Genomic DNA, 22,052 nt, shown 5'->3' on the forward strand with positions numbered 1-22,052 from the left:
AACATTTTGATGAACGAAATGGGAGCCATGATGACCGGCGAATCTATCCTGATTTTGGGCGGCGGACCGCGAGTGCGGACGCAATATCGTGAACAGCGAAACCAACATGTTGGCGCCGACGTCGGCACCAGTGGCAGCGACGCTGTTTCTTGGGCGGGTTGCACAATGGCAGAAATGCCGCTCGATCATCGCCTCTACCCGTTGCGACCGCCTATTCCGCTTTGGACATACCCACCTCCTACTCGGCAGCAGAGCTTCGTGGCCCTAGCGGACGGCCTGCCATGGCGGCCTATGCTAGCAGCCATTTCGCCGCGGACCGGACCGCGCATGGTTTCCGGGGCGGCATGAGCTATGCCAAGAGGTGAGGCTCCCTTGACCGCCTCAGTCAGGCCGCTTGAACGGGCGAGTAATCATGGCTTTTGAGACACAGCATCCAGTATTCCAGGCCTTGCGCGAGCGTCTATTACTGGGCCATTGGCTACCCGGCACAGCCTTGAAGCCTGCCGACATTGCCGATGAGCTTCGCGTCGGAATTTCGCCCGTACGAGAGGCTTTGATACGGCTGACTGAGCGCGATGTGGTGCAAAATGTCGACCACAAGGGGTTCAACGCCAGGCCGATCGACCCACATCAAGCCATCCTGTTCTGCAACATGCTGTCGCAAATGTATGTCGATAGCATCAGCGATTTCACCAAGGCGAAGCTGATTGATGAAGTGGCGGCAAGCTTCTGCGGTGAAATTAAGCCCATCTACGCAAGCAATGAGGATCCCGCCAAACTCTTCTTGAAAGCAGGCGAGTGCTATCGGCGCGCGTTGCTGGTCAAACAGCATCGCCACATTGCGGATCACGTCGCGGACGTCGTTTATGTCTACCTTTCACGCGCAATGGGAACACGTACGTACTACAGCGAGTTGCTTGTCGAAAGTCAAAGTATCAGTGCGTTGATGGTCGAAGGGCAGCACAAAGGCGCAGCCCGTGCCATCCAGGACTTTTTCAGGCGCCGGGTCACGGAAGTTATGCGAGCACAAGCGAGGCTCTCGCGGATGCCGACCACGACAAATCTAGCACGTAGTCACGTGGACTTATCACGCCCCGGCGATGCGTGATTGCTATGATCGTCGTGTCCGACGCGAGTTGCCGAAGTTCGTCGAAGATTCCGCGCTCGGTCTGCTCGTCCAACCCGGAACTGGCCTCGTCGAGGAGCAACAGCCGAGGCCTTGCGATGAGGGCACGGGCGATCGCAAGGCGCTGCCTCTCGCCGCCGCTTAGCAATTGGCCCCGCTCGCCGACGCGGTAGTCCAAACCGTCCCGCAAGGAGGTCACCTTATCAGCCAGATGGACGCATTCTAGGGCGTGGAACACGTCCGCATCGGGAAACGGGCGGCCCAGCAGAACGTTTTCGCGGATACTCAGATTCATCATCATAGGCTCTTGGGGCACGTAACCTACGTGCGCCAAGTAATCTTCCGGATCGATCGTGGCCAGGTCCAGAGAGCCAACGCGTACCAGGCCGCTGTAGCCTTGATGCATTTTTAGCAGGAGCTGCATAAGCGTCGATTTGCCAGCGCCCGAGCGTCCGATGATGAAGTTGATGACGCCGGGCTTGAACTCGCCCGTTATCCCAGAGAGAAGCGGCGAGGCGGCGCGCTCATAACCAAACGAAAGCGCGCTGATGGAAATGGCGAGTGAGCCCGATATCGGCATAGTACGCTTGAGCATAGCGGGTCGTGCCGCTGGGGCATGGGCATCAAGCAGCGCCTGCAGCGGCCGGGCCATGCCACGCGCAATGATGATGTCTCGAATTGACATGCCAATAAGCTCGAAGGGCCGGTTCAGTTGAACCAGGATCATGCTCACCATGACGAGCCCACCTATCTCGCCTGATCGGTCATAGAGCCACAGCGAAAGCCCCAAGATCGAGGCATACTGAACGAACAAGAGGGTCGCTTGCAAAGCGCCATAGCGCAACCGGGCGCCATAGAACGAGAGCCAGGCTCGGCGCGTGGCGGCGGCCTGGCGGTCATACAACTCAGCTATCCAGGGTTGAGCGCGGAACACCCTGATCGAAATGATGTTCTCGATTGCATTTCCTAAAACGTTCGAGCCCTCGTTACTTGAGGCCTGCGCCTCAGCCTGATACACCTTTGTAACTCTATTGCTCTTCCACGTTATCAACACGAGGACGGCGCCGTAGGCTAGAACGAACAGCGCCACAAACCAATTTGCTGCTCCACCGACGGCAAGGAACGAGAACGCAACATCGGCGACCCCGCCCATCAGCACCATCAAATAGAGCTGAATGTAGATCTTATTGGACTGGTGCCAACTCTCTACCATTGCCGAAATCTTGCTCGGATTGTTTTGAGCAAACAGCGAGCCCTCGGCGCTCACCAGAGCGGCCATGATCTTCTTGCTGGAGAGATTACGAACGTCCTGTTCCAGCCTGTTCGACAGAACCGCCTTGACCTCCTGCAAGCACCGAGCAAGTGCGGTCGTAACGGCAAACAGCAACAACAAACTGAGCGTAAGAAGCGGCGGCGCGCTGGCCAGCCGGGCGACGGCCCGTGAGAACAAGAGCGGCCCGGCGACCGTGCAGGCAGACGCTGCAATGGTCGTGAGCAAGAAGCCCGCGACAAGAACGCGGGAAGATTGCAGGCTCGTCTTGATGATGTCCCATTGGAGCGGGGGCAAGAGCGGCTTACCCCAGTTCATGAAGGTCCATCCAATCGGCAACAGCGCAGAGACGAACGAGTGCAAACGCTGCGTCGTATGACAAATTGTCGATAGCTGAACGGAGGAGATCGCGGGAGATCAAGCCTTGCCGATACAATGCACTACGCTCGACACGTGACACTAAGGCGCCATATTCGTACCGCATTAGCATGTCGCGCCCGGCACCTTTGCCAACCCGATAGTAGATCACGTCGGGCAAATGTTCCCGGAAGGCCTCGCGCTCAAGTGCACGATCAATTCCATTTGAGTGATGATGTCGGCGAGCCGTGACGAGACTTGCCTTGATGAGCGGCCAGAACACAAACGCCTTTCGCTCTTCTACCGCAATGTCTCGTAGTGCGATGCGATTGAGCTCCGCATGACGCATGCCGAAGAACTGAAACAGTCGCGTCGTCGGCAGGTGGCGTAGGGACCTGGCGCCTGGTACGAGCTCTGCACCGAAATCCGGCCGCACTGACGCGACAGGCGACTGCGGCCGATGATCACCGAGCATATGGCGGCGTAAGTCCCGGCCGCTCCGACCGGTGATCACCTCGCGAAGAACACGCCAGACAGACGTTCGAGCCTGAATCGCAAGGCCGGCGAGCTCGCGCAATGCATCTTGTGGCGATCGGGATTCGGCAAGCAGCTCTCTGGCCATCGTCAAGCGGCGCATTCTGAGAAATAGTTGATCGCCTCCGTCTCCTGTGAGCACCAGGCGCGATCCTGCGGCCTGCGCAGCCTCGTGAAGTTGAGCCGTTGTGGCGATCGTGGCCGCTAGCTTACAAGGCCGCGGCGTTGGAGCCAGCAATTCTGACGATAGATGGGTCATCGACGAGCGAGCATTCGTTTCGACATAGGTTGGCGCGCCGCCCACCTGCTCGGCTAGCGCGGCAAAAAAGAAGCGTTCGTCACCATTGACGTCCGTCTCTGAGTAGCTGTTCAGGAGGGAAAGGGGCCTGCCTCGATGGAGGTCGGCCGCAGCCAGCGCCACTACCGACGAATCAAGGCCCCCGGAACATTGAATACTGAAAGCACCGCCATAGTGGCGGGTTTTGTGAGCGACGCTCGCTGAGATCAATTGGCGAAAACTGGCCACGTCATCCTTGAAAGAGAACGTCGAGGTGTTGAGCCTGGCTACGGCGCCCGCCAGAAAATCGACTTGCCGAAAAGTCCCCCTTGAGACGATGAGCGCCGCGCCACTCAGTAGCTCAAAAATCCCACACAACCCTGTTTCCGGGGTCAACCAAGACGCGTTGCGTATCAGGCCAGTCAAATAGCCAAAGTTGAAGGCGTGGCGTTGCGCCAAGGCGGCATCTGGCAGCTTCAGTCCTGCCCAGCACTCAATCTCATCATTTCTGACCTGGTAGAAGATGGAGATCTCCGAGAAAGGTGGGCGTACGATCGCGATGCCACTTGGCGCGCGAACAATGAACGCCGCATCGCCAGCGTACCGCTCCTGCAGCAAGGCGACAATCTCCGGCAGAGACGTGTCTTTGAAGTGTGTTGGTTCCAATTCAGTCGGCATGCCGGTCTCGGCGTCAACAATATCGTTGAGCACCGTGATTTCCACGCGGCCGTCTACAATGATGGTGGCAAGCTCCTTCGCTGAATCCAAGAGCCCATCTACATTGAGTCTCATTTCGCGAAGCTCAAGATGACGCTGTAGTCCTCCACAGCACGCTTCGCGTCGTTCAAAATGAGGTCACCAGATTGCAGCCAGGCGTGGGCTCTGAAAGGGGGCTGCTTCACACCAACGAGGAGCTCGAGCGATGCGATGTAGGGATAGAAAAACAGATACCCCCCTACGGAATCCTCAAGGCAGCGCGGGCGGCGGAACCGAAGATTGCGCAGATGTTGGAATACGCTGGCGTAGTAATCGATTGTTTCGACTCCCATTGACGCCGGTGCTGTTCCCCGACGCGAGGCACGTAAAAAGTCGAGTTGACGAGCGATGGTCTGGCTGCGAACGAAGCGAGCAGCATGAGCCGCACGCGCATAGTGCCACACCAGATGGAGGGGTGGGAGAAAGGCTGGCGGTGAACTCAGGCAATCGCGCAACTTGGCCGTCGTCTCGGTTAGCCGTTCACGCTCCTCCGGACAAGCTGCAGAAGTGCTCGCCATGCTGTAACGATTGGATTGCAGGTCGAGGCTGATCCAACGCCCGTTAGACCACGCATGAAATATGTCGCTCACAGCAGCGATCCCTTGGCCACCGCCTCAAACTGATGGGATGGGCCGAAGCCCATCCCATCAAGACGGTCCGCGTCAATCGGACTCATCCACGAAATAATAATCGCCGGTCGTGTGTTCTGCGCGCCACGAGCCCCCAAAGCCTTTTGTGAGCTCGGTGGCGTCCCCGAGGTCCTGCACCGTGTCATTGATAGCGGTTTCATTGATAGCGGTTGTATTCATCCACTTTCTCCAGAGTGACCGGCATATCGCCAGCGCGCGGAAGCTAGCATCGTGATATAAAATAGGGCTTTTATTTTCTGAGTATGATCTCGAGCGATTTGAAAAATAGTTTGACGTTGCGGAGGATGCGGGATGGGCGACGAGGCAATTAGGTGGCGCGTTTGCGGCCAGCGGCCGAAGGGACGATGATTCAATCACCTATAGCGCCTGAGTAGAGTTACCGGCACGGAAGGCGTCTAGTTCAATGGTAGCAATTCCATGGCCAGCGACCGCTTCGCGCTGACAGACAGTACCAGATCCAGTGCAGGCAGCCGATCTGACTTAAGCAAAGTCTAATCCGACTTCGTCACCGCGCAATGCCGCGACAGTTTCCGTCGCCGTGCGAAAGCTTGCTCAAAATGATCGCGATATTTGCCGAATCAGGCACCATGCTGCTGGGCTTGCAAGCCGCCAACCACTTTTGGCTTGGCATCGGGTCCGGCGCAGCAGCGCACCGACCCGTCTAACCGAACATAGATCTCTCAGCCGGCTTGGCGTTCTGGTAACGCTGCGTGATTTACGGCAGCAACTCCCGCTGAGGCGCGTCACGTTGCGCTTTGAAAGCGACGACGAAGACCTCAAGCCCGGCCGAGGTTAAACCGTTCTCAGTGACGAGACCCAGCCGCATGAGGTTGACCGCTGTCTCCATACATGGAACCTCCGCCAGCCGAGCGGACGCCCAGCGGTCCGCTTGCAGGACGCCTTCCAACAATGATGAGAGAGCTTTTACTGATCGTGTCGCCCCCGTGCAGTGGATCGTGTGACTTTGCCGGGCTGGCCGCGTTTGTTTGGAATTCTGCAGAACGATCTCGGTCAGCGCATATTGTCGCCGTTATGTCGCCCATTCTTCGCGATTTTGCAGAGAAACAACCTGGCCTTTCGATTAAAAGGAGGGGCCAAACAGGAGATTGCATATGAAGGTCGGGGTCCCTAAGGAAATCAAGACGCACGAATACCGCGTGGGTCTGACCCCTGGCGCCGTCCGCGAATATGTGGCTGCCGGTCACAATGTACTGGTCGAGACCAATGCGGGTGCCGGCATTGGCGCGAGCGATGACACTTATCGCAAGGCCGGCGCGACGATTGTCGGCTCAGCTCGTGAGGTCTTCGCATCCAGCGAGATGATCGTAAAGGTGAAGGAGCCGCAACCTTCTGAATGGACTCAGCTGCGCGAGGAGCAGATCCTTTTCACGTACCTGCATCTGGCGCCAGACCCGGAACAGGCGCGGGGACTCCTCAAGTCTGGATGCACCGCTATCGCCTATGAGACCGTGACGGATGCGCATAGCGGGCTTCCGCTGCTTGCGCCGATGAGCGAAGTCGCGGGAAGGCTTGCGGTCGAAGCGGCAGGCAGCGCCCTGAAGCGCTATAGCGGCGGGCGAGGGCTGTTGATCGGCGGCGTTCCTGGCGTGCAGCCGGCCCGCATCGTCGTGATCGGAGGCGGCGTTGTTGGGACACATGCGGCCCGAATGGCCGCTGGCCTGGGCGCCGAGGTCACGATCCTCGACCGTTCGATCCCCCGCCTTCGCGAGCTGGATGAACTGTTCGAAAGCCGCGTTCGTACCAGATTCTCGACCATAGATGCCCTCGAAGAGGAGGTCTTTGCAGCCGACGTTGTCATCGGCGCGGTCCTCGTCCCCGGTGCAAGCGCACCGAAACTCGTGAGCCGCAGCATGCTAGGCTCAATGCGCAAGGGAACCGTCATCGTTGACGTCGCCATCGATCAAGGCGGCTGCTTCGAGACATCGCGCCCGACCACGCACGCCGATCCAACTTACGAGGTGGATGGCGTCATTCACTATTGCGTCGCCAATATGCCCGGAGCCGTCCCGCTCACATCGAGCCAGGCACTGAACAATGCCACACTGCCCTTCGGGCTGGCGCTCGCCAACGAGGGTTTCGCGGCGGTGCTCGAGAATCCGCATCTGCGGGCAGGCCTCAATGCGTATCGCGGCCGGCTTACTTACAAGGCTGTAGCCGAGAGCCTCGGCCTGCCATTCTCCCCGATCGAACAGGCTGCGGCCTGATCCCAGAAGTCCCAATGGGACGTTTCCTCCCTCACTTAAGGGCCGCTCCTTGGAGTGGCCCTTTTTTTGTGCCCGGCATGTTCGGCAGCTTGGAGGTGGAAGCCCTCTACTTTTGGATAGCTATGAAATCCCCCACGGGATCGAATCAACGTGAATCATCCCCTGAGCGAACTCGCGCGGATGACTAGTAAATGCATTACAACCCAAAGATCCGAAGGAGACGCACTCAGACCAAGCCCACGCTTCGCCGGGGGTGTTACGGCTCGATACGTTCCGACCAGAGCGATATCGTCTTCGATTTACCCCGATACTTCTCGCTGGTCGATCAGTTCCTTGCCGGCGAGGGCGAGTTCAGCTTCGTAGACCGCGCGATCAGTCACCTCGATACGCTCGATATAGTCCCACGGGCTCCTCAGTATCGCGGCTCTAACGTAAAGACATCCGTCTCAGACCAGGTGGCAGGCGACGAACCGGCCGGGCGCAACCTCCTTCAAAGGCGGTCTTTCCGCGCAGACAGGCTTGGCTAAAGGACAACGCCCTCTCAGCTTGCATCCAGGCGCGATATCGATAGGGTTTGGAATTTCCCCGGACAAAGCGAAATCGTCGCGCTTTGCGTCGGGATCCGGAACTGGAATGGCCGCCAGCAAAGCGCGCGAGTAGGGATGCAAGGGCTTTGCAAACAGATCCTTTGTGCCCGACATCTCCACAATGCTGCCGAGATACATCACCGCAACGCGGCTCGCCAGGTACTTCACAGTGGCCAGGTCGTGGGAAATAAAGAGGTAGGACAACCCGAGTTGTTCACGCAGCTTCTCCAACAGAAGAATTGCCCGCGAGCGTAGTGATACGTCCAGTGCGGAGGTTGGCTCGTCAAGAACAACGAAGCGGGGATTCGTTGCAATGGCCCTGGCTATATTGACCCGCTGGCGTTGACCGCCCGAAAGCTCGTGCGGATAGCGGTCCAATAGATCGCGGCCGAGCCCCACCTCCTGCATGAGCTCCTCGATGCGGTCGCGCCGCTCCTTCGCCGGAAGCTTGGTATGAAGCGTGAGCGCCTCCTCCACCATCCGTCTCACCGATAGTCTGGGATTGAGCGAGGCAGTAGGATCCTGAAACACCATCTGGATGTCGCGGCGCAAAGGCTTCATGGCATGCGCATCAAGCCTCGCTATGTCCGTGCCATCATAGCAGACAGATCCCGCCGTCGGCTCGATTAGCCGGACCAGGCACCGCGCGACTGTCGATTTTCCACAGCCGGATTCGCCGACCAATCCAACCGTCTCGCCGGCTTCTATATCGAAGGAGACAGAGTCAACTGCCCGCACGACGGGCTGATCCTGACCTCGCAGGCGTGCGAGCGTCCCGGCCATCCCGCCGAGCGGAAAGTGCATTTGCAGATCACGTATCTCAACAAGTGCCACGGCGTTCCTCGAATCCATAACATGCTACAACATGGCCGGGGGCGGCCTCGATCATCGCAGGGCGTGCCGCGCGACAGCGATCCATTACCCACTCACAGCGTCCTGCGTAACGGCATCCGCTCGGCGGGTTGACCAGGGAAGGAACCGACCCCGGTATGGGCTCTAGGACGACGTCCCGATCGACCCTCGGTATCGATCGGACGAGCGCCTTGGTATAGGGATGGGCGGGATTATGGAACAGCTCCCGCACGGGGGCGCATTCCACCACTTGGCCCGCATGCATAACGGCAACGCGGTCGCATATCTCGGCAACGACGCCGAGATCGTGCGTGACCAGCATGATCGCCGCACCTGTTTTCGCGCTCAATTCGCGCAGCAGATCGAGAATCTTGGCCGCGATTGAAACGTCGAGCCCGGTCGTTGGCTCGTCCGCGAGCAGGAGCTGAGGTGAGGTTGCAAGAGCCATAGCGATCATGATCCGCTGACACATCCCTCCCGAGAGCTGATGCGGGTATTGCTTGGCTCGCTTTTCCGGCGCCGGAATGCGCACAAGGCGCAGCATCTCGAGCATTTTCTTGTCCGCCTCTCGTGCCGACAAGCCGGCGTGGACCATCAGCAAGCGTGAGATCTGCTTTCCAACGGTCAGAAGCGGGTTGAGGGCGGTTCGCGGCGTCTGCGATACCATCGCGATCTTTGCGCCGCGCATGCGCCGCATCTGTTCCTCAGGGAGCGTACCCAGATCAACTCCGTCAAAGTGAACGCTTCCGGAGACGACGCGCCCTGGGGGACGGATCAGGCGCAGAATGGCGAAAGACGTGACTGACTTTCCCGACCCGGACTCGCCGACCAGCCCGAGAACCTCGCCCCGGCGGATCGTCAGGTTGATGTGGTCGACTGCTTCAATGGCACGCTGGTTTATCTGAAAGTGGACGGTCAGATCAGAAATCTCAAGCAGCTCGGTCATCTCAATCCCCTCATGCGCGGGTCAAGCAAGTCACGGAGTCCGTCGCCGATAAGGTTGAATGCGAGAACGGAAATCATGATGGCAAGGCCAGGAAACAGGAACAGCCACCATTCTCCCGTGACGATCTGTGAGGCACCTTCCGCGGTCATCACGCCCCATTCGCTCTGTGGCGGCTGAATTCCAAGGCCAATGAAGGAGAGCGAGGCCATCGTCAGAAGCGCAAAACCCGTCGAGAGGGTCGCCTGCACAATCAGCGGGGGAAGGCAGTTCGGCAGCAGGTGAATGAACACAATCCTCCAGGTCGGATTGCCGAGCGTGCGAGCAGCATCGGCATATTCCATCTCCCGGAGCCGAAGCATCTCTCCACGGGTCAGCCGCAGATAAGCCGGGATTTGTGTGATCGAGATGGCAATTGCGACATTGGTGGTGGAATTGCCAAGCCCTGCCGTGATGCCCATGGCCAGTACGAAGGCCGGGAAGGCCATCAGAGCGTCGACGACGCGCATCGCGATCGTATCAGCCCACCCCCGGCTGTATCCGACGACTGCTCCAAGCAACCCTCCGATTGAAACGGCAACAAACGTTGCGGCAAAGGCAACCAGCAGGTCGACCCGGGCCGCAAAAATGATTCGCGAGAGTTGATCGCGGCCGAACTCGTCAGTTCCAAGCGCATGCTGCCAGGAAGGCGGCTGCAAAGAAGCTGCAGGGTCGGTGGCATCGGGCGGGTAGGGCGCCACAATCGGCGCCAATATCGCAGCCGCCGCGATCAGCACGATCACGCACAGTGCCGCAAAGGAAACAGGATTGCGCTGAAGCCGCTGCCACACCAGAGATGAAGCCGGTTGCGAAATCGAAGAGGAGAATGATGAGGACATCAGCTGAACCTAATCCGGGGGTCAACGAGGCCGTACGCGATATCGACTGCCAAATTGACCATGACACACGTCACTGCGACGAAGAGGATGAAAGACTGGATCGGAGCCGAGTCCTTCGTAAGCAATGCAGTCACCGCGTAATTGCCAATGCCGGGCCATGAGAACACGCTTTCGACGACCGCATTTCCGGCCATCAAGAATCCAAAAACGATTCCGGAAATAGTGATGACAGGTATCAGCGCATTTCGCAGCGCATCCCGATAAATCACCGTTCTTCGCGGCAATCCGGCCGCCCAGGCCGCCTTGATGTAGTCGGACTCGAGGATCTCAAGCATGGTGGACCGCACCATGCGTGCGACTGGCGCGATCGCGCTGAGCCCGAGGGTCGCTGCAGGCAGCATGAGCTGATGCAGACTTGATCGTAAGGTGGTCCAATTGCCGGTAAGCAGGGAGTCGATCACATAAAGTCCGGTTATGTGTGCGGGAGGTTCTATGCCGGATCCGAGGCGCCCCAGCGGTGAGGGGGCCATGTTGAGCATGTAGAAAAAGACGTAAACGAACAGGAGCCCGGTCAGGAAGCTCGGCATGGCGACACCCATGATGCCGACCACTCGTCCGATATGGTCGATCAATGTGTCGCGATGCACCGCTGACAAGACCCCAAGAGGCAGTCCGATCACGATCGCGATGAGAAGACTCGCCAGATTGAGCTCGAGAGTGGCGGGCAGGCGCTGCAGAAAGTCCTGAGACACCGGCCGTCCCGTCGAGGCACTCTCGCCAAGATCGCCTTTGAAGATGCCCGAGACGTAGCGGTAGTATTGCTCTGGAAACGGGCGATCCAGGCCCATTTGGTGCTCCATTTCAGCGAGATGTTCGGGCGTGGCAAACGGGCCCGCCTTGACCATGGCCGGATTGCCCGGGAGTAGGTAGGTGAGGGTAAAGCAGATCACGCTGACCCCGAACAAGGTCGGCAGAGCCAGCGCAAACCGTCGCATGACATAATTGAAGAAACCCATTGGAGCGCTCTCCCGTTTAATACGAAGATGACGTGCTCAGGCGAGCTTCATGCTGAAAAAGCGCTCATAACTATCCCAACGCTTCTCAATGCCAACGAGGTCGGATCGCATGACGCGGGTCCAGTTCTCGTACCAGAGGTGCCCCCAAACGGCGTCGCCGATGATGATCTCCTGCAGGCGTTTTGCCGCCGCCAGACGCTTGCTGGTGTCGGTTTCATGCATGTTCTCATCGATCAGCTTGTCGACTTCTGGATTGGAATAGAACGAGGTGTTCGTGCCCTTCGCTGTGCTGTGGAAGTTGAAGAACAGGTGATAGAAGGGATCGTTGATCCAGGACTGCCAGGACTCGATCGAAAGCTGGTGATCGCCTTTGGTTGCGATTTGGCGGAAGGTGGCTTCGGTTTCCTTGACGATGTTCACCTTGAAGCCGATCTTCTCCAGCTCGGTCTGGAGCCAGATCGAGGCCTGCTCGTGCGGCTGCCATCCAGCGCGTACCGCAAGGTCTATCGGAACCGGATCCTTGCCGAAGCCCGCCTCGCGCATCAACTCCTTGGCCTTTGCGATGTCGTACTTGTAGGGACTGATCGTGTTGTCGTAACCGGGCGTCAAACTAGGTACAGGGCTCTTCATCTCGGTGCCGAAACCATACAGCACGCTCGGGATGATCGCCTGGACCGGGATGGCGTAGTTGATGGCCTGCCTCACTTTGACATTGTTAAGCGGAGCCTTCTGCGTGTTCATGCAAAGCCAGTGACACAGGGTGTCCGGCACGGAGACTGTCTTCAAACCTGGCTCCGCCTCGAGGCTCTTCACATTGCGCGGAGACAGCGTTGATCTGCCGACGACCATGTCGATGGCTTTGCGCTTGAGCAGCAGCACGCGATCGGCTTCGTTCGGCACATATTTGAGAACGATCCGATCGAAATAGGGGTGACCACGCCAGTGATCAGCCTGCGCTTCCAGGACGACTTCGACGCCCGGCTGGTTCTTGACTAGTTGATACGGCCCGACGCCGGCCGTATTTCGCTTCAACCAGTTGGCGGCCCAGGGATCGTCTGCGTTCGCATTCGCCTTGACCTCATCCGGATCAAGCAGCGCGTTGTTCATAAGCGCCATCATGTCCAGCGCCATCGGGCTTGGCGAGGGCATATTGATCTCGATCGTGAAGTCGTCGCGCACCTTGAACTGCTCGGGCTTGGTTACCCCAAGAAGGCGCGGAAACAGGAGGCGCATATAACCCGGCGACTGCAGCCCGCGGTCGAGGAGATACTTCACGGTCGTGGCGTTGACGTCGCGGCCGCTCGGTAATTTCAGGCCTTTGCGGATGTTCAGCACCAGCGTGGCGTTGCCATTTTCGAAGGACCAGGACTGAGCGATGCCGCCCTCGATCTCGCCAGGCTTTGCTTGCGACACTCCCGGCTTTCCCTCGACCGGCTGCACCTTCCACATCAGCGGACTGTCGTAAACGTTTGCCTGCACCGTGTAGCCGGCCGACGTCTTGAACGAGGCCGGATCGAGCGTGTCGATGTCGGCATCCCAGGCGACTGTCAGCGTTCGCTTTTCTTGTGCGGCAGCTAAACGAGCTGTGCCCGTGAATGTGAGCGCCGCGACGCTGGTTGCGGCGAACTTCAAGAAATCCCGACGGCGCGTGTCCCTGTTCATCTCATTCCCCTCCTGACTCTGCGCGAAAGATTTGCCGGTCGTCCGGTGCGCGATGGCTTGCATTATTGTCATCGTCCTGCTATTGTCAACTAAGTTTCAATATACGAAACTAGGTGATCAAAAAATGGGCGCAATTGAAAATGCCGCGCAAATCCTTAGACTTTTTGGGCCCGGCAGGCTTGAAGTCTCCGTGACAGAAGTCTCGCAGTTATTGAGTATGCCCAAAAGTTCAGCATCTCGTTTGCTGAAGACGATGCTGGTTGAGGGGCTCCTGTCGCGCTCGGAAAATCCTCCGCGCTACAAGGTTGGAAATTTGCTTTTTGAGATTTCGCGCCTCTACAAGCTGAACTCCTCCTTGATCGACGCGGTCGATGAGGCCGTAAAGGAGATCACCCGGGAGACTGGGCATACCGGTTATGTCTCGATCCTTGATGGTGCGGATGTTCTGGTCATCCGGATGCACCAGGGGTCTCATGCCTTGCGCGTATTCACGCCGCTGGGCCAGCGTGCTCCTGCATTTGCGACTGCGATTGGGCGCAGTCTGCTCTCGCGCTTTCCAGATAATGTGGTGCGCTCCCTTCATCCTGAAGGCGTCACGCCGCCTTCGCCGCGCGCCCCTCAAAATGTCGACGAGCTGGTGGCGGCGCTGGATCAGCCGCGCCGGTTCGGCTGGGCCGAGGCCCTCGATGAAGCGATCCCCGGGGTCGGCTCAATCTCCGTGAGCGTCTCCGATCCAGAAATCCGCGAGACGGTGGGCTTCTGTATTTCCTATCCAGCCTCGCACATGAGCGATGAGGAGAGGAATCGTGCGATCACGCTGCTTACGACTGCCGCTGAGCGTATCGCGCACCGCTTCGGCGATCAGTTTCTCATGCAGCGTGCGCAGCGCGCCCTTGGTGGTGGCGGCCCGGTTGCTGCTTTATCCGGTTTTTTGTCGCCGCAATTGACGCGGCTCGGAGGCTATAGATGAGACAATTGAGTCCGGAGGATATCGAGGCGCTCTCCGTCGGCGCCTGGATTCTCGGAACGGGTGGCGGCGGGAGTCCGTATCACGCGCTCTTGAGCATGCGGAGTTACTACAATGAAGGCGTTCGCGTAGATCTGATCGATCCCGACGAGCTGGACGATGATGATGCGATCGCGGTTGTCTCCATTATGGGCGCGCCGCTTGTTTTCCAGGAGCGTCTGGTCGACAGCAGGCTCATCGCGCGCGCCGTGTCGGCCATGGAGGAGCATCTTGGTCGCAAGTTCAGGGCGGTGATGGCAGTCGAAATCGGTGGCGGCAACGGCATGCAGTCCTTGCTCGCTGCCGTCCACCTGAAAATTCCAGTTGTCGACGCCGATGCGATGGGGCGTGCCTATCCTGAGGCGCAAATGACGAGCTTTGCGGTGGGCGGTCTCGCTCCCTATCCGCTGACCTCCGTAGACCCGCGCGGTAATGAGGCGATCGTTGGCAAAACCTCCTCCTGGAAATGGATGGAACGTGTGAGCCGAAAGCTTTGTACCGAGTTCGGGTCCATCGTCGCGACCTGCAAGGCGCCGCGCACCGGTGCTGAGGTGAAGAAATGGGCCATTCCCCGTACCACATCCAAAGCCATCAATCTCGGGCGGGCGGTTGCCGAGGCCAACCGGCAGCACGCTGACCCGATTGCAGCCATTCTGAAAGCGGAATCCGGCAGGTTCCTGTTCTCCGGCAAGGTCGTTGAAGTCGAGCGGCGGACAACGGAGGGCTTCCTGCGCGGCCGCACAGTCGTGGAGGGGCTTGGCGATGATCACGGCAGCCAGATCCGGATCGATTTCCAGAACGAGTGGATCGTCGTGTGGCGCAATGGGCGGGCGCTCGTCTCGACGCCCGACCTCATTTGCGTTCTCGACAGTGAATCCGGCGAAGCGATCGGAACGGAAACCATTCGCTACGGCCAGCGGACAACCGTGATCGCGCTGCCGGCGGCTCCGGTCTTCCTCTCGCCGCGCGGGCTCGACCATGTCGGCCCCCGCGCTTTTGGTTATGGCATCGATTTCAAGTCGGTATTCTGCTCATGAGACGCATTGGGATTGACGTAGGTGGCACCAATACGGATGCCGTGCTGATCGACGGCGGAAAAGTCGTTCAAGGCGTGAAGGTCGCCACCACGGCCGACGTCACCAGTGGTGTGGCTGCGGCCATCGGGGCGCTCGATCTGAGTGCCGAGCATGCGAGCGGTCTCGACGCGCTGATGATAGGTACGACCCACTTCATCAATGCGGTCGTTCAGCGCCGTCATCTGACGAAAGTGGCAGTAATCCGAGTTGCTCTCCCCGCCACGAGCTCCCTGCCGCCCTTTACCGACTGGCCGGCTGGGCTTGCCGAGCTCGCCAATGGCGGGGTCTTTCAAATCGAAGGCGGCCACGATTACGACGGGCGCAGGTTCGCCCCTCTGGATATCGCGGCAGCCAAGCGAATTGCGCGCGAAATCGGCAATCTCGGCCTCAAATACGTCGTGGTCAACGCACTGTTCTCTCCGCTTGATCCGTCCGACGAAGAAGCGGTCGCCGCCATCCTGCGCGAAGAAATCCCCGATGTGTCGGTGACCTGCGCACATTTGCTCGGCGGGATCGGATTGCTCGAACGTGAGAACGCCGCAATTCTCAATGCCTCTCTCATTGCGCTTGCTCGGGAGACCATCACGGCTTTTGAGCAAGCCAAGTCAAAGGTCGGGCTGAACGCGCCGCTTTTTGTCACGCAAAACGACGGCACCGTCGCGGAGGCCTCGCGTGCCGCCGCATACCCTGTGTTCAGCTTCGCCTCCGGTGCGACCAACTCGATGCGCGGTGCGGCCTATCTTTCCGGGCTCAAAGATGCGGTGGTGGTTGACGTCGGCGGAACGACGGCGGACTTTGGCTACTTGCGGAACGGCTTTCCCCGTGAAGCCAACACGGTCGTTCATATTGGAGGCGTCAGGACCCTATTCCGCATGCCGGACCTCGTTTCCATCGGACTTGGTGGCGGCAGCCATATCGACCTTGGAGCGGCAGCCATCGGGCCGCTCAGCGTTGGGTATCGCCTGTCCACGGAAGCGCTGGTGTTTGGCGGCAATCGCGTGACCTCGACCGACATCGGCGTTGCCGCCGGACTGATCGACCTTGGCGATCGCAAGCGTGTGGCACACATCACTGCCGATGACGTGAAGAGGGTTCTGCGCCGCTGCAAGGAGATGCTGGAAGAGAACGTCGACCGGATGAAGACAAGCGCTTCAGACGTCACGCTGATTGCGGTCGGGGGCGGCGCGTTTCTTGTTCCGGAAGAATTGCAGGGCGTCGGGCGTGTCGTTCGGGTTCAACACGGGGGCTGCGCGAATGCGGTTGGCGCAGCCATTGCGCAGGTCAGTGGTGAAGTCGATCAGGTGTTCCAGGGGCTGACGCGAGACGAGGCGGTTGCTTCAGCACGCAAGCTTGCCGATTCCCGGGCAGTGGAGGCCGGCGCGGATTCGGAATCGCTTGCCCTGGTCGAGGCAGAGGATACGCCGATCGCCTATCTGCCCGGAAATGCCATGCGCGTGCGCGTCAAAGTCGTCGGCAATATCCGATCAACCCGAATTGGGCAAACAGCCAAGGAGAAAGTCACATGCCAGTCCGTTTCCTGATCAGCACGCTCAAGGAAGGGGTCGACCCAGCGGAATATGAGGCCTGGGTCCGCGAGCGCGACTACGCTCTCGTGCGGAGCCTCGACAATTACGTGAGCTACAAGGTTCATCGCATTCGCCGCCCCATCCAGGGCGCCGAAAACTCGACGTGGCAATACATCGAAAGGATCGAGGTCAAAAGCCTGGAGCAACACGACAGGGACCTTGCCTCACCGGCTGGTGTTGCGCTGCGAGAGGAGCTCTATGGCAAGTTTCTCGATCGCTCGAAGAACATCTATTTCGTCAGCGACGAGATAGAATGATCTGTGCTCCGCGTTGAGCTCTGCCTAGTCCAAGAACGTAAGCGCAAACAGGACACCAACAAGATGACCCTCGACCTGCTGATTCTCGGCAACGCGCCAATGGCCAAGATGCTTGATCGCGTGAAGCTCGCCGAAGCGAGCGGATACGACACGGTCTGGCTTGCCGATGAACGGTTCTATCGGGAGGTCTATTCGTGTCTTGGATATTTTGCACAAAATACGTCTCGGGTCAGGCTCGGACCTTGCGTGACAGATCCCTACGCCAGACATCCGGCGCTGACGGCCATGGCGATTGCGACGCTCGACGAGATTTCCAACAAGCGCGCAATTCTCGGCCTCGGCGCCGGTATTTCCGGTTTTGCTGAGCTTGGCATCGATCGGAAGAAGCCGGCGCGCGCTATCAGCGAAGCGATCGAGGTCATTCGGATGCTCCTGCGCGGCGAGACCGTCACCTACGAGGGAGAGGTCATTCGGTTCAAGGAGGGCAAGCTGAATTTCACCCCTGTTCGCGCCGATATCCCAATCTATGTGGCCAGCAATGGTCCGCTCGGCCAACGGACGGCAGGCGCTTGCGCCGATGCCGCGTTCATGGAGGCCGGCGGCAATGCTCCGGAAATCAAGGCCTTCCGCGCGAGACTGGACGATGGGGCCAGGAAGGCGGGCCGCGATCCCAAATCCGTCAGGCTGATCGTTCGGCTCAATGCCTGTGTTGCCTCAGACGGTCAGGCCGCCCGTGACGCGCTTCGGCCGACGGTTGCAAGACTGCTCGGGGCAGGGCGTCTCAAGTTTGAAACAGCCGAAGAGCAGGGGCTGACCTTGCCGGAGGACGTGCTCGCCTCTGTCCAGGGCGCCCATTACGCCGCCGGGGTGACGCCTTACCTTCCTCTGCTGCCATACGTGACCGATCGCCATATCAACGCCTTCACTTTGGCCGGCAAGGTGGAGGAGGTGACCGCGCGTGTGATCGAACTGCGCCAGGCCGGCGTCGACGGGATTATCATCATGCCCTTCGCTCCCGAAGGAGGTACGATCGAGGATACGATCGCCAAGATGGGCTCCGAGGTGTGGCCTGCCGCCCAGGCGCTGGAAGGGAGCAAGCCATGAGCTTTGATCTCCATCGGCCGGCCACGGTCACTGAAGCTATCGACCTTGCTCAACGCTTTGCGCCGACCGCGCGCTATGTCGCCGGCGGGACCGATACGGTTATCCAGATCAATCGGAAGAAGATCGATCCCGTACATCTGATCGATGTCGCCTGCCTGGCCGGAATGAGCGAAATCACCGAGACTACCGAAGCATTCACCCTTGGCGCGTTAACGAGGTACCGCACGATCGAAACGCATTCTGCGTTTCGGGGTAATCTGCGAGCGTTGGTCGAAGCTGCCAGCGTCGTCGGTGGCCATCAAGTACGAAACATCGCAACCATCGGCGGCAACATCGTCAATGCTTCTCCTGCCGCCGACTTTGTGCCGCCACTGCTCGCGCTCGATGCAAGCCTCGACATGACAGGTCCCAATGGACGGCGCTCCGTCCCCTTGCGCGACTTCATCGTCGGCCCGGGAAAGACTGATCTCTTGCCCGCCGAGATCGTGACCAGCATCCGATTTGCCAAGCTTCCGGCCGGATCCGCAACCGCCTTCCTGAAAGAAGGGCGCCGGCGGGCCATGGAGATATCGGTGGTTTGTGTTGCAGCTTGCTTGACGCTGGATGCCTCCACCTCGCGTTGCGCTTCAGTGCGCCTGGCAATCGGAGCCGCAAGCCCAAAGGCGTTCCGGCCCGAACAGGCGGAGAGTTATCTCATCGGCAGATCTGCCGGAAAGGAAAGCTTTGTGGAGGCGGGCAGGATCGCGGCAGAGGCTTCCAGTCCCATTTCTGATGTTCGCGCGTCGGCCGGCTACCGCCGCGGTCTTGTCGCGGTCATGGTCGAGCGCGCGCTCGGGACATGTTTGCAACGAATTCGGGAACAGGATCAATGAACCGGAAAATTCTCAATATCGTTGTCAATGGCGAGAGCCATCAGCTGCTCATTGAGCCTCATTGGACGCTGCTACAGGTCCTGCGCAACGGGATCGGCATGATGGGCACCAAGGAGAACTGCCTGGAAGCAGAGTGCGGGGTCTGCACGGTGCTGCTCGATGGAAGGGCCGTCAATTCCTGCATCCTGCTCGCGGGGCAAGCTGAGGGATGCTCGATCACCACGATCGAGGGGATCGGCGATCCCGAGCATCTGCATCCCCTTCAGGAAGCATTCATCGAATGCGGCGCCGTTCAGTGCGGCTACTGCATCCCGGGCATGATCCTGACGGCAAAGTCATTCCTGGACGAAAATCCGGGCTGCCGCCCCTCGCGCGACGAGATCAGGGAAGCTATCGCAGGTACCCTTTGCCGCTGTACCGGCTATCGCAAGATCATCGATGCCGTGGAAACCGCGGCAGAGCGCATCGCACTTTCGGGAGCCAAGCAATGAACGCTCAAACCCATCGCGTTGCCGGTCTCCGCCTGCCCCGGCGGGATGGCGTCGGCAAGGTTACCGGAAAGCACGTTTACGCTGCGGATTTCAAGCTGCCCGGTATGCTCTACGGCAAGATCCTGCGCAGTGCTCGCGCGCACGCTCTGATCAAGAACATCGACATCTCGCGCGCGGCTGCGATCGCAGGCGTGCGTGGCATCATCACCGCCGCTGACATCCCGCAGGTCCGCTATGGAACGGCGGTGCGCGACACGACCGTGTTTGCAACCGATCGCGTCCTGTTCATGGGACATGCGATCGCCGCGGTCGCTGCCACGTCATGCGAGATCGCCGAGCGCGCGATTGAAGCCATCAAGGTTGAATATCAGGATCTACCGGCACTGTACGATCCGGAAGAGGCGCTCACAAGCGATATCCGCATCCATCCTGATTGGGAAACCTACAAGGCGCTCCCGATCATTTCGCGCAAGGACAACATCGCAGGTCACGCCCGTATTCACGTCGGCGATGTCGAAGGAGCCTTCGCAAAGGCTCATAAGGTCTATGAGCATCGGTTCACGACCTCGCTTCAGCATCCAGGATACACCGAGCCGCGCGTTGCGACCGCGGATTGGGATGCGAACGGGATAGTGACGGTCTGGTGCAACACCCAATTGCCGTTCGACACGCAAACGACATTGGCCGAAATCCTCGATTTGCCGGCCGCGCGGGTGCGCGTCACCGTGCCGGGAATTGGTGGTGGCTTCGGTGGCAAGCTGAGGATCGGTGTCGAGCACTTCGCAGCTCTCCTGGCGCGCAAGACTGCCCGCCCGGTCAAAGTGATGTCGACGAGCGAAGAGGAGCTTACAGCCGCGCTTCCGCGTCAGGCTTCCGTGGTTCTGCTCAAAACTGCCGTTGACAAGGATGGGCATCTTCTTGCCCGAAGCGGCCGGGTCATCGTGGATTGTGGCGCTTATGCCGGCTCAGGTCCAGGCACGGCTGCTATCGCACTTCAGGTCATGGCAGGTCCGTACAAGACAGGAGCGCTCGCGTTCGAAAGCATCGCTGTCTACACGAACAAGGTCCATTCTGGCTCCTTCCGTGCTCCGGCGGGACCGATGGCGAATTTCGCGATGGAAAGCCAGATCGACATGATCGCAAAGGATCTCGGCCTGGATCCTCTCGAAATGCGCCTGCGCAATATCGTCAAGGAGGGGGATCCAGGCCCTTCGGGCGAGACGCACACCTCTGTGAGCATCGAGGAATGTCTGCGCAAGGCAGCCGATGCGATCGGCTGGCAAGATCGTAATCCCGAGCCAGGACGGGGCAAGGGCATCGCCTGCAGCTGGTGGATGACGACGGGTGGCTCGTCTGGTGTCTATGTCAAGATCAATCCCGATGGGAGTGCGACGCTCGTCAGCGGCGCCGTTGAAATCGGCACCGGCGCGATCACGGGAGCCGCTCAAGTGCTCGCCGAGGAGCTGTCTCTGGACTTGACGGACATCAACGTCACCGGGGTGGACACTCAGGCCGCGCCGTTCGACTACGGCGCTCAAGGCAGCCGTACGACCTTTTCTGTGGGCAATGCGTGCCTTGCGGCAGCTAAAGAGCTGCGGCGTCAGATGTTCGAACTCGCGGCCAAGCAGCTGGAAGCACCGATTGAGGATATGAAGCTGCAGGACAAGCACGTGGTCGTCGGCAACAAGTCGATTTCGATTGCGGAGCTGGCACGCATCTCGCGTCTTGCCGGTGGCGGGCTCATTGCGCATGGCACAGCCATTTCACCGGCACCAGCCTACGATCCGACACGCGTCAAGAACCATCCGCTCCCGGTCTGGAATACGCCGAGCTACCATGCCCACGCCGTCGACCTTTCGGTCGATCAAGCCACGGGCAAAGTGACGATCAATCGCTATGTCGTGGCCCAGGACGTCGGATATGCGATCAATCCGACCTATATTGAGGGACAGATCGAGGGTGGCGTGGCGCAAGGTATAGGCCAGGCCCTGTCGGAAGAGATCGTCTATCAGGACGGTCGCGTCATGAATGCGAACCTGACAGATTACAAGATGCCGACGGCGATGGATGTCCCGGAGATCGAGAGCATTATCGTCGAATGCCGATCCGCTGCCGGTCCTTACGGTGCCAAGGGCGTTGGAGAGCCACCATGCATCGAACCACCGGCTGCAATCGGCAATGCGATCGCGGCGGCGACTGGCTGCTGGCCGAACTCGCTGCCGATGACCGCTGAAAAGATTGCCGCCACAATGCGAGCCCCGCACTCATGATCCGCGTCGAGGTCAATATGCATGGAAATCTCCGTCGGTTCTTGCCCGGCGGGGTTGGATCCATTCAGCTTGACCTCCCCGAGGGAGCGACGGTTCTCAACGTGATCGGCTCGTTGAGCGCCGAGCATGATGTCTGGCTGGCCTCGATTGGTGACATGGTCGTGCCGTTGTCAGCTGAAGTCAAAGACGGAGCCGAGCTCAATTGCTTTCCCTATCTTGAAGGCGGCTAGTATGAACTTCTTTGTTCGGCGACGGAC

At 59.4% G+C, this 22,052-nt stretch carries 21 protein-coding genes; 11 read left to right on the forward strand and 10 right to left on the reverse strand.

The annotated features are described in order from the left end of the window. Positions 1-412: 412 nt before the first annotated feature. Positions 413-1,108 carry a GntR family transcriptional regulator gene (locus I6F33_RS25935; protein ID WP_225131377.1) on the forward strand — a complete coding sequence of 232 codons (696 nt, stop codon included), beginning with the start codon at positions 413-415 and terminating at the stop codon, positions 1,106-1,108. Here I6F33_RS25935 and I6F33_RS25940 read toward each other — a convergent pair. The 5 genes from I6F33_RS25940 to I6F33_RS38375 all read right to left on the reverse strand — a co-directional run bounded on the left by I6F33_RS25940 (position 1,017) and on the right by I6F33_RS38375 (position 5,817). Beyond that, complete coding sequence (locus I6F33_RS25940; RefSeq protein ID WP_225144530.1) at positions 1,017-2,714, reverse strand: ABC transporter ATP-binding protein; 1,698 nt, start codon at positions 2,712-2,714, stop codon at positions 1,017-1,019. The two genes, I6F33_RS25935 and I6F33_RS25940, sit on opposite strands and share 92 nt — an antisense overlap. Continuing rightward, positions 2,701-4,332: an asparagine synthase-related protein gene (locus tag I6F33_RS25945; RefSeq protein ID WP_225144531.1), complete on the reverse strand. Its 1,632-nt coding sequence runs from the start codon at positions 4,330-4,332 to the stop codon at positions 2,701-2,703. Before I6F33_RS25945 ends, I6F33_RS25940 begins: the two co-directional genes overlap by 14 nt. A 20-nt stretch (positions 4,333-4,352) precedes the next feature. Beyond that, positions 4,353-4,910, reverse strand: a complete 558-nt coding sequence (locus I6F33_RS25950) for a lasso peptide biosynthesis B2 protein (RefSeq protein ID WP_225131370.1) — start codon at positions 4,908-4,910, stop codon at positions 4,353-4,355. A gap of 72 nt (positions 4,911-4,982) precedes the next feature. Then, positions 4,983-5,129 carry a hypothetical protein gene (locus I6F33_RS25955; protein WP_225131368.1) on the reverse strand — a complete coding sequence of 49 codons (147 nt, stop codon included), beginning with the start codon at positions 5,127-5,129 and terminating at the stop codon, positions 4,983-4,985. 556 nt (positions 5,130-5,685) lie between these two features. Beyond that, positions 5,686-5,817 carry a hypothetical protein gene (locus tag I6F33_RS38375; RefSeq protein ID WP_275945364.1) on the reverse strand — a complete coding sequence of 44 codons (132 nt, stop codon included), beginning with the start codon at positions 5,815-5,817 and terminating at the stop codon, positions 5,686-5,688. Between the two features lie 265 nt (positions 5,818-6,082). Here I6F33_RS38375 and ald point away from each other — a divergent pair, with 265 nt between their 5' ends. Then, entirely contained in the window at positions 6,083-7,195 is a 1,113-nt protein-coding gene (gene ald / locus I6F33_RS25960) for an alanine dehydrogenase (protein WP_225144532.1), read from the forward strand. Between the two features lie 446 nt (positions 7,196-7,641). Here the strand turns inward: ald and I6F33_RS25965 are convergent, their stop codons facing one another. From I6F33_RS25965 to I6F33_RS25985, 5 genes are read right to left on the reverse strand one after another with little or no spacing between them, the layout of a single operon-like run. Beyond that, a complete protein-coding gene (locus I6F33_RS25965; protein ID WP_225131364.1) occupies positions 7,642-8,616 on the reverse strand; it encodes an ABC transporter ATP-binding protein in 975 nt (324 codons plus the stop codon). Then, on the reverse strand, positions 8,603-9,580 hold the full coding sequence (locus I6F33_RS25970) for an ABC transporter ATP-binding protein (RefSeq protein WP_225144533.1): 978 nt from the start codon (positions 9,578-9,580) through the stop codon (positions 8,603-8,605). Before I6F33_RS25970 ends, I6F33_RS25965 begins: the two co-directional genes overlap by 14 nt. Continuing rightward, positions 9,577-10,455: an ABC transporter permease gene (locus I6F33_RS25975; RefSeq protein WP_225131360.1), complete on the reverse strand. Its 879-nt coding sequence runs from the start codon at positions 10,453-10,455 to the stop codon at positions 9,577-9,579. The genes I6F33_RS25970 and I6F33_RS25975 overlap by 4 nt, the downstream gene beginning before the upstream one ends. Beyond that, entirely contained in the window at positions 10,455-11,471 is a 1,017-nt protein-coding gene (locus I6F33_RS25980) for an ABC transporter permease (protein WP_225131358.1), read from the reverse strand. The genes I6F33_RS25975 and I6F33_RS25980 overlap by 1 nt, the downstream gene beginning before the upstream one ends. A gap of 36 nt (positions 11,472-11,507) precedes the next feature. Then, a complete protein-coding gene (locus I6F33_RS25985; RefSeq protein ID WP_225144534.1) occupies positions 11,508-13,133 on the reverse strand; it encodes an ABC transporter substrate-binding protein in 1,626 nt (541 codons plus the stop codon). A 52-nt stretch (positions 13,134-13,185) separates the two neighbouring features. Between I6F33_RS25985 and I6F33_RS25990 the strand changes: the two genes are divergently transcribed. The 9 genes from I6F33_RS25990 to I6F33_RS26030 all read left to right on the forward strand — a co-directional run bounded on the left by I6F33_RS25990 (position 13,186) and on the right by I6F33_RS26030 (position 22,025). Beyond that, on the forward strand, positions 13,186-14,103 hold the full coding sequence (locus tag I6F33_RS25990; RefSeq protein ID WP_225144535.1) for an IclR family transcriptional regulator: 918 nt from the start codon (positions 13,186-13,188) through the stop codon (positions 14,101-14,103). Then, positions 14,100-15,176, forward strand: coding sequence for a DUF917 domain-containing protein (locus tag I6F33_RS25995; protein ID WP_225144536.1), 1,077 nt, complete (start codon positions 14,100-14,102; stop codon positions 15,174-15,176). The genes I6F33_RS25990 and I6F33_RS25995 overlap by 4 nt, the downstream gene beginning before the upstream one ends. After that, positions 15,173-16,756: a hydantoinase/oxoprolinase N-terminal domain-containing protein gene (locus tag I6F33_RS26000; protein WP_225131343.1), complete on the forward strand. Its 1,584-nt coding sequence runs from the start codon at positions 15,173-15,175 to the stop codon at positions 16,754-16,756. The genes I6F33_RS25995 and I6F33_RS26000 overlap by 4 nt, the downstream gene beginning before the upstream one ends. Next, entirely contained in the window at positions 16,738-17,058 is a 321-nt protein-coding gene (locus I6F33_RS26005; protein ID WP_225131341.1) for a hypothetical protein, read from the forward strand. The genes I6F33_RS26000 and I6F33_RS26005 overlap by 19 nt, the downstream gene beginning before the upstream one ends. A gap of 63 nt (positions 17,059-17,121) precedes the next feature. After that, positions 17,122-18,162 (forward strand): LLM class flavin-dependent oxidoreductase, encoded by a 1,041-nt coding sequence (locus tag I6F33_RS26010; protein ID WP_225144537.1) that lies wholly within the window; start codon positions 17,122-17,124, stop codon positions 18,160-18,162. Continuing rightward, complete coding sequence (locus I6F33_RS26015; protein ID WP_225131336.1) at positions 18,159-19,034, forward strand: xanthine dehydrogenase family protein subunit M; 876 nt, start codon at positions 18,159-18,161, stop codon at positions 19,032-19,034. The genes I6F33_RS26010 and I6F33_RS26015 overlap by 4 nt, the downstream gene beginning before the upstream one ends. Then, positions 19,031-19,525, forward strand: a complete 495-nt coding sequence (locus tag I6F33_RS26020; protein WP_225131379.1) for a (2Fe-2S)-binding protein — start codon at positions 19,031-19,033, stop codon at positions 19,523-19,525. The genes I6F33_RS26015 and I6F33_RS26020 overlap by 4 nt, the downstream gene beginning before the upstream one ends. Further along, positions 19,522-21,795, forward strand: a complete 2,274-nt coding sequence (locus I6F33_RS26025) for a xanthine dehydrogenase family protein molybdopterin-binding subunit (RefSeq protein ID WP_225144538.1) — start codon at positions 19,522-19,524, stop codon at positions 21,793-21,795. Before I6F33_RS26020 ends, I6F33_RS26025 begins: the two co-directional genes overlap by 4 nt. Next, positions 21,792-22,025: a MoaD/ThiS family protein gene (locus tag I6F33_RS26030; protein WP_225144539.1), complete on the forward strand. Its 234-nt coding sequence runs from the start codon at positions 21,792-21,794 to the stop codon at positions 22,023-22,025. Before I6F33_RS26025 ends, I6F33_RS26030 begins: the two co-directional genes overlap by 4 nt. Positions 22,026-22,052: the final 27 nt, after the last annotated feature.

The sequence above is a fragment of the Bradyrhizobium sp. BRP20 genome, assembly GCF_020194215.1.
GTDB lineage: Bacteria > Pseudomonadota > Alphaproteobacteria > Rhizobiales > Xanthobacteraceae > Bradyrhizobium > Bradyrhizobium yuanmingense.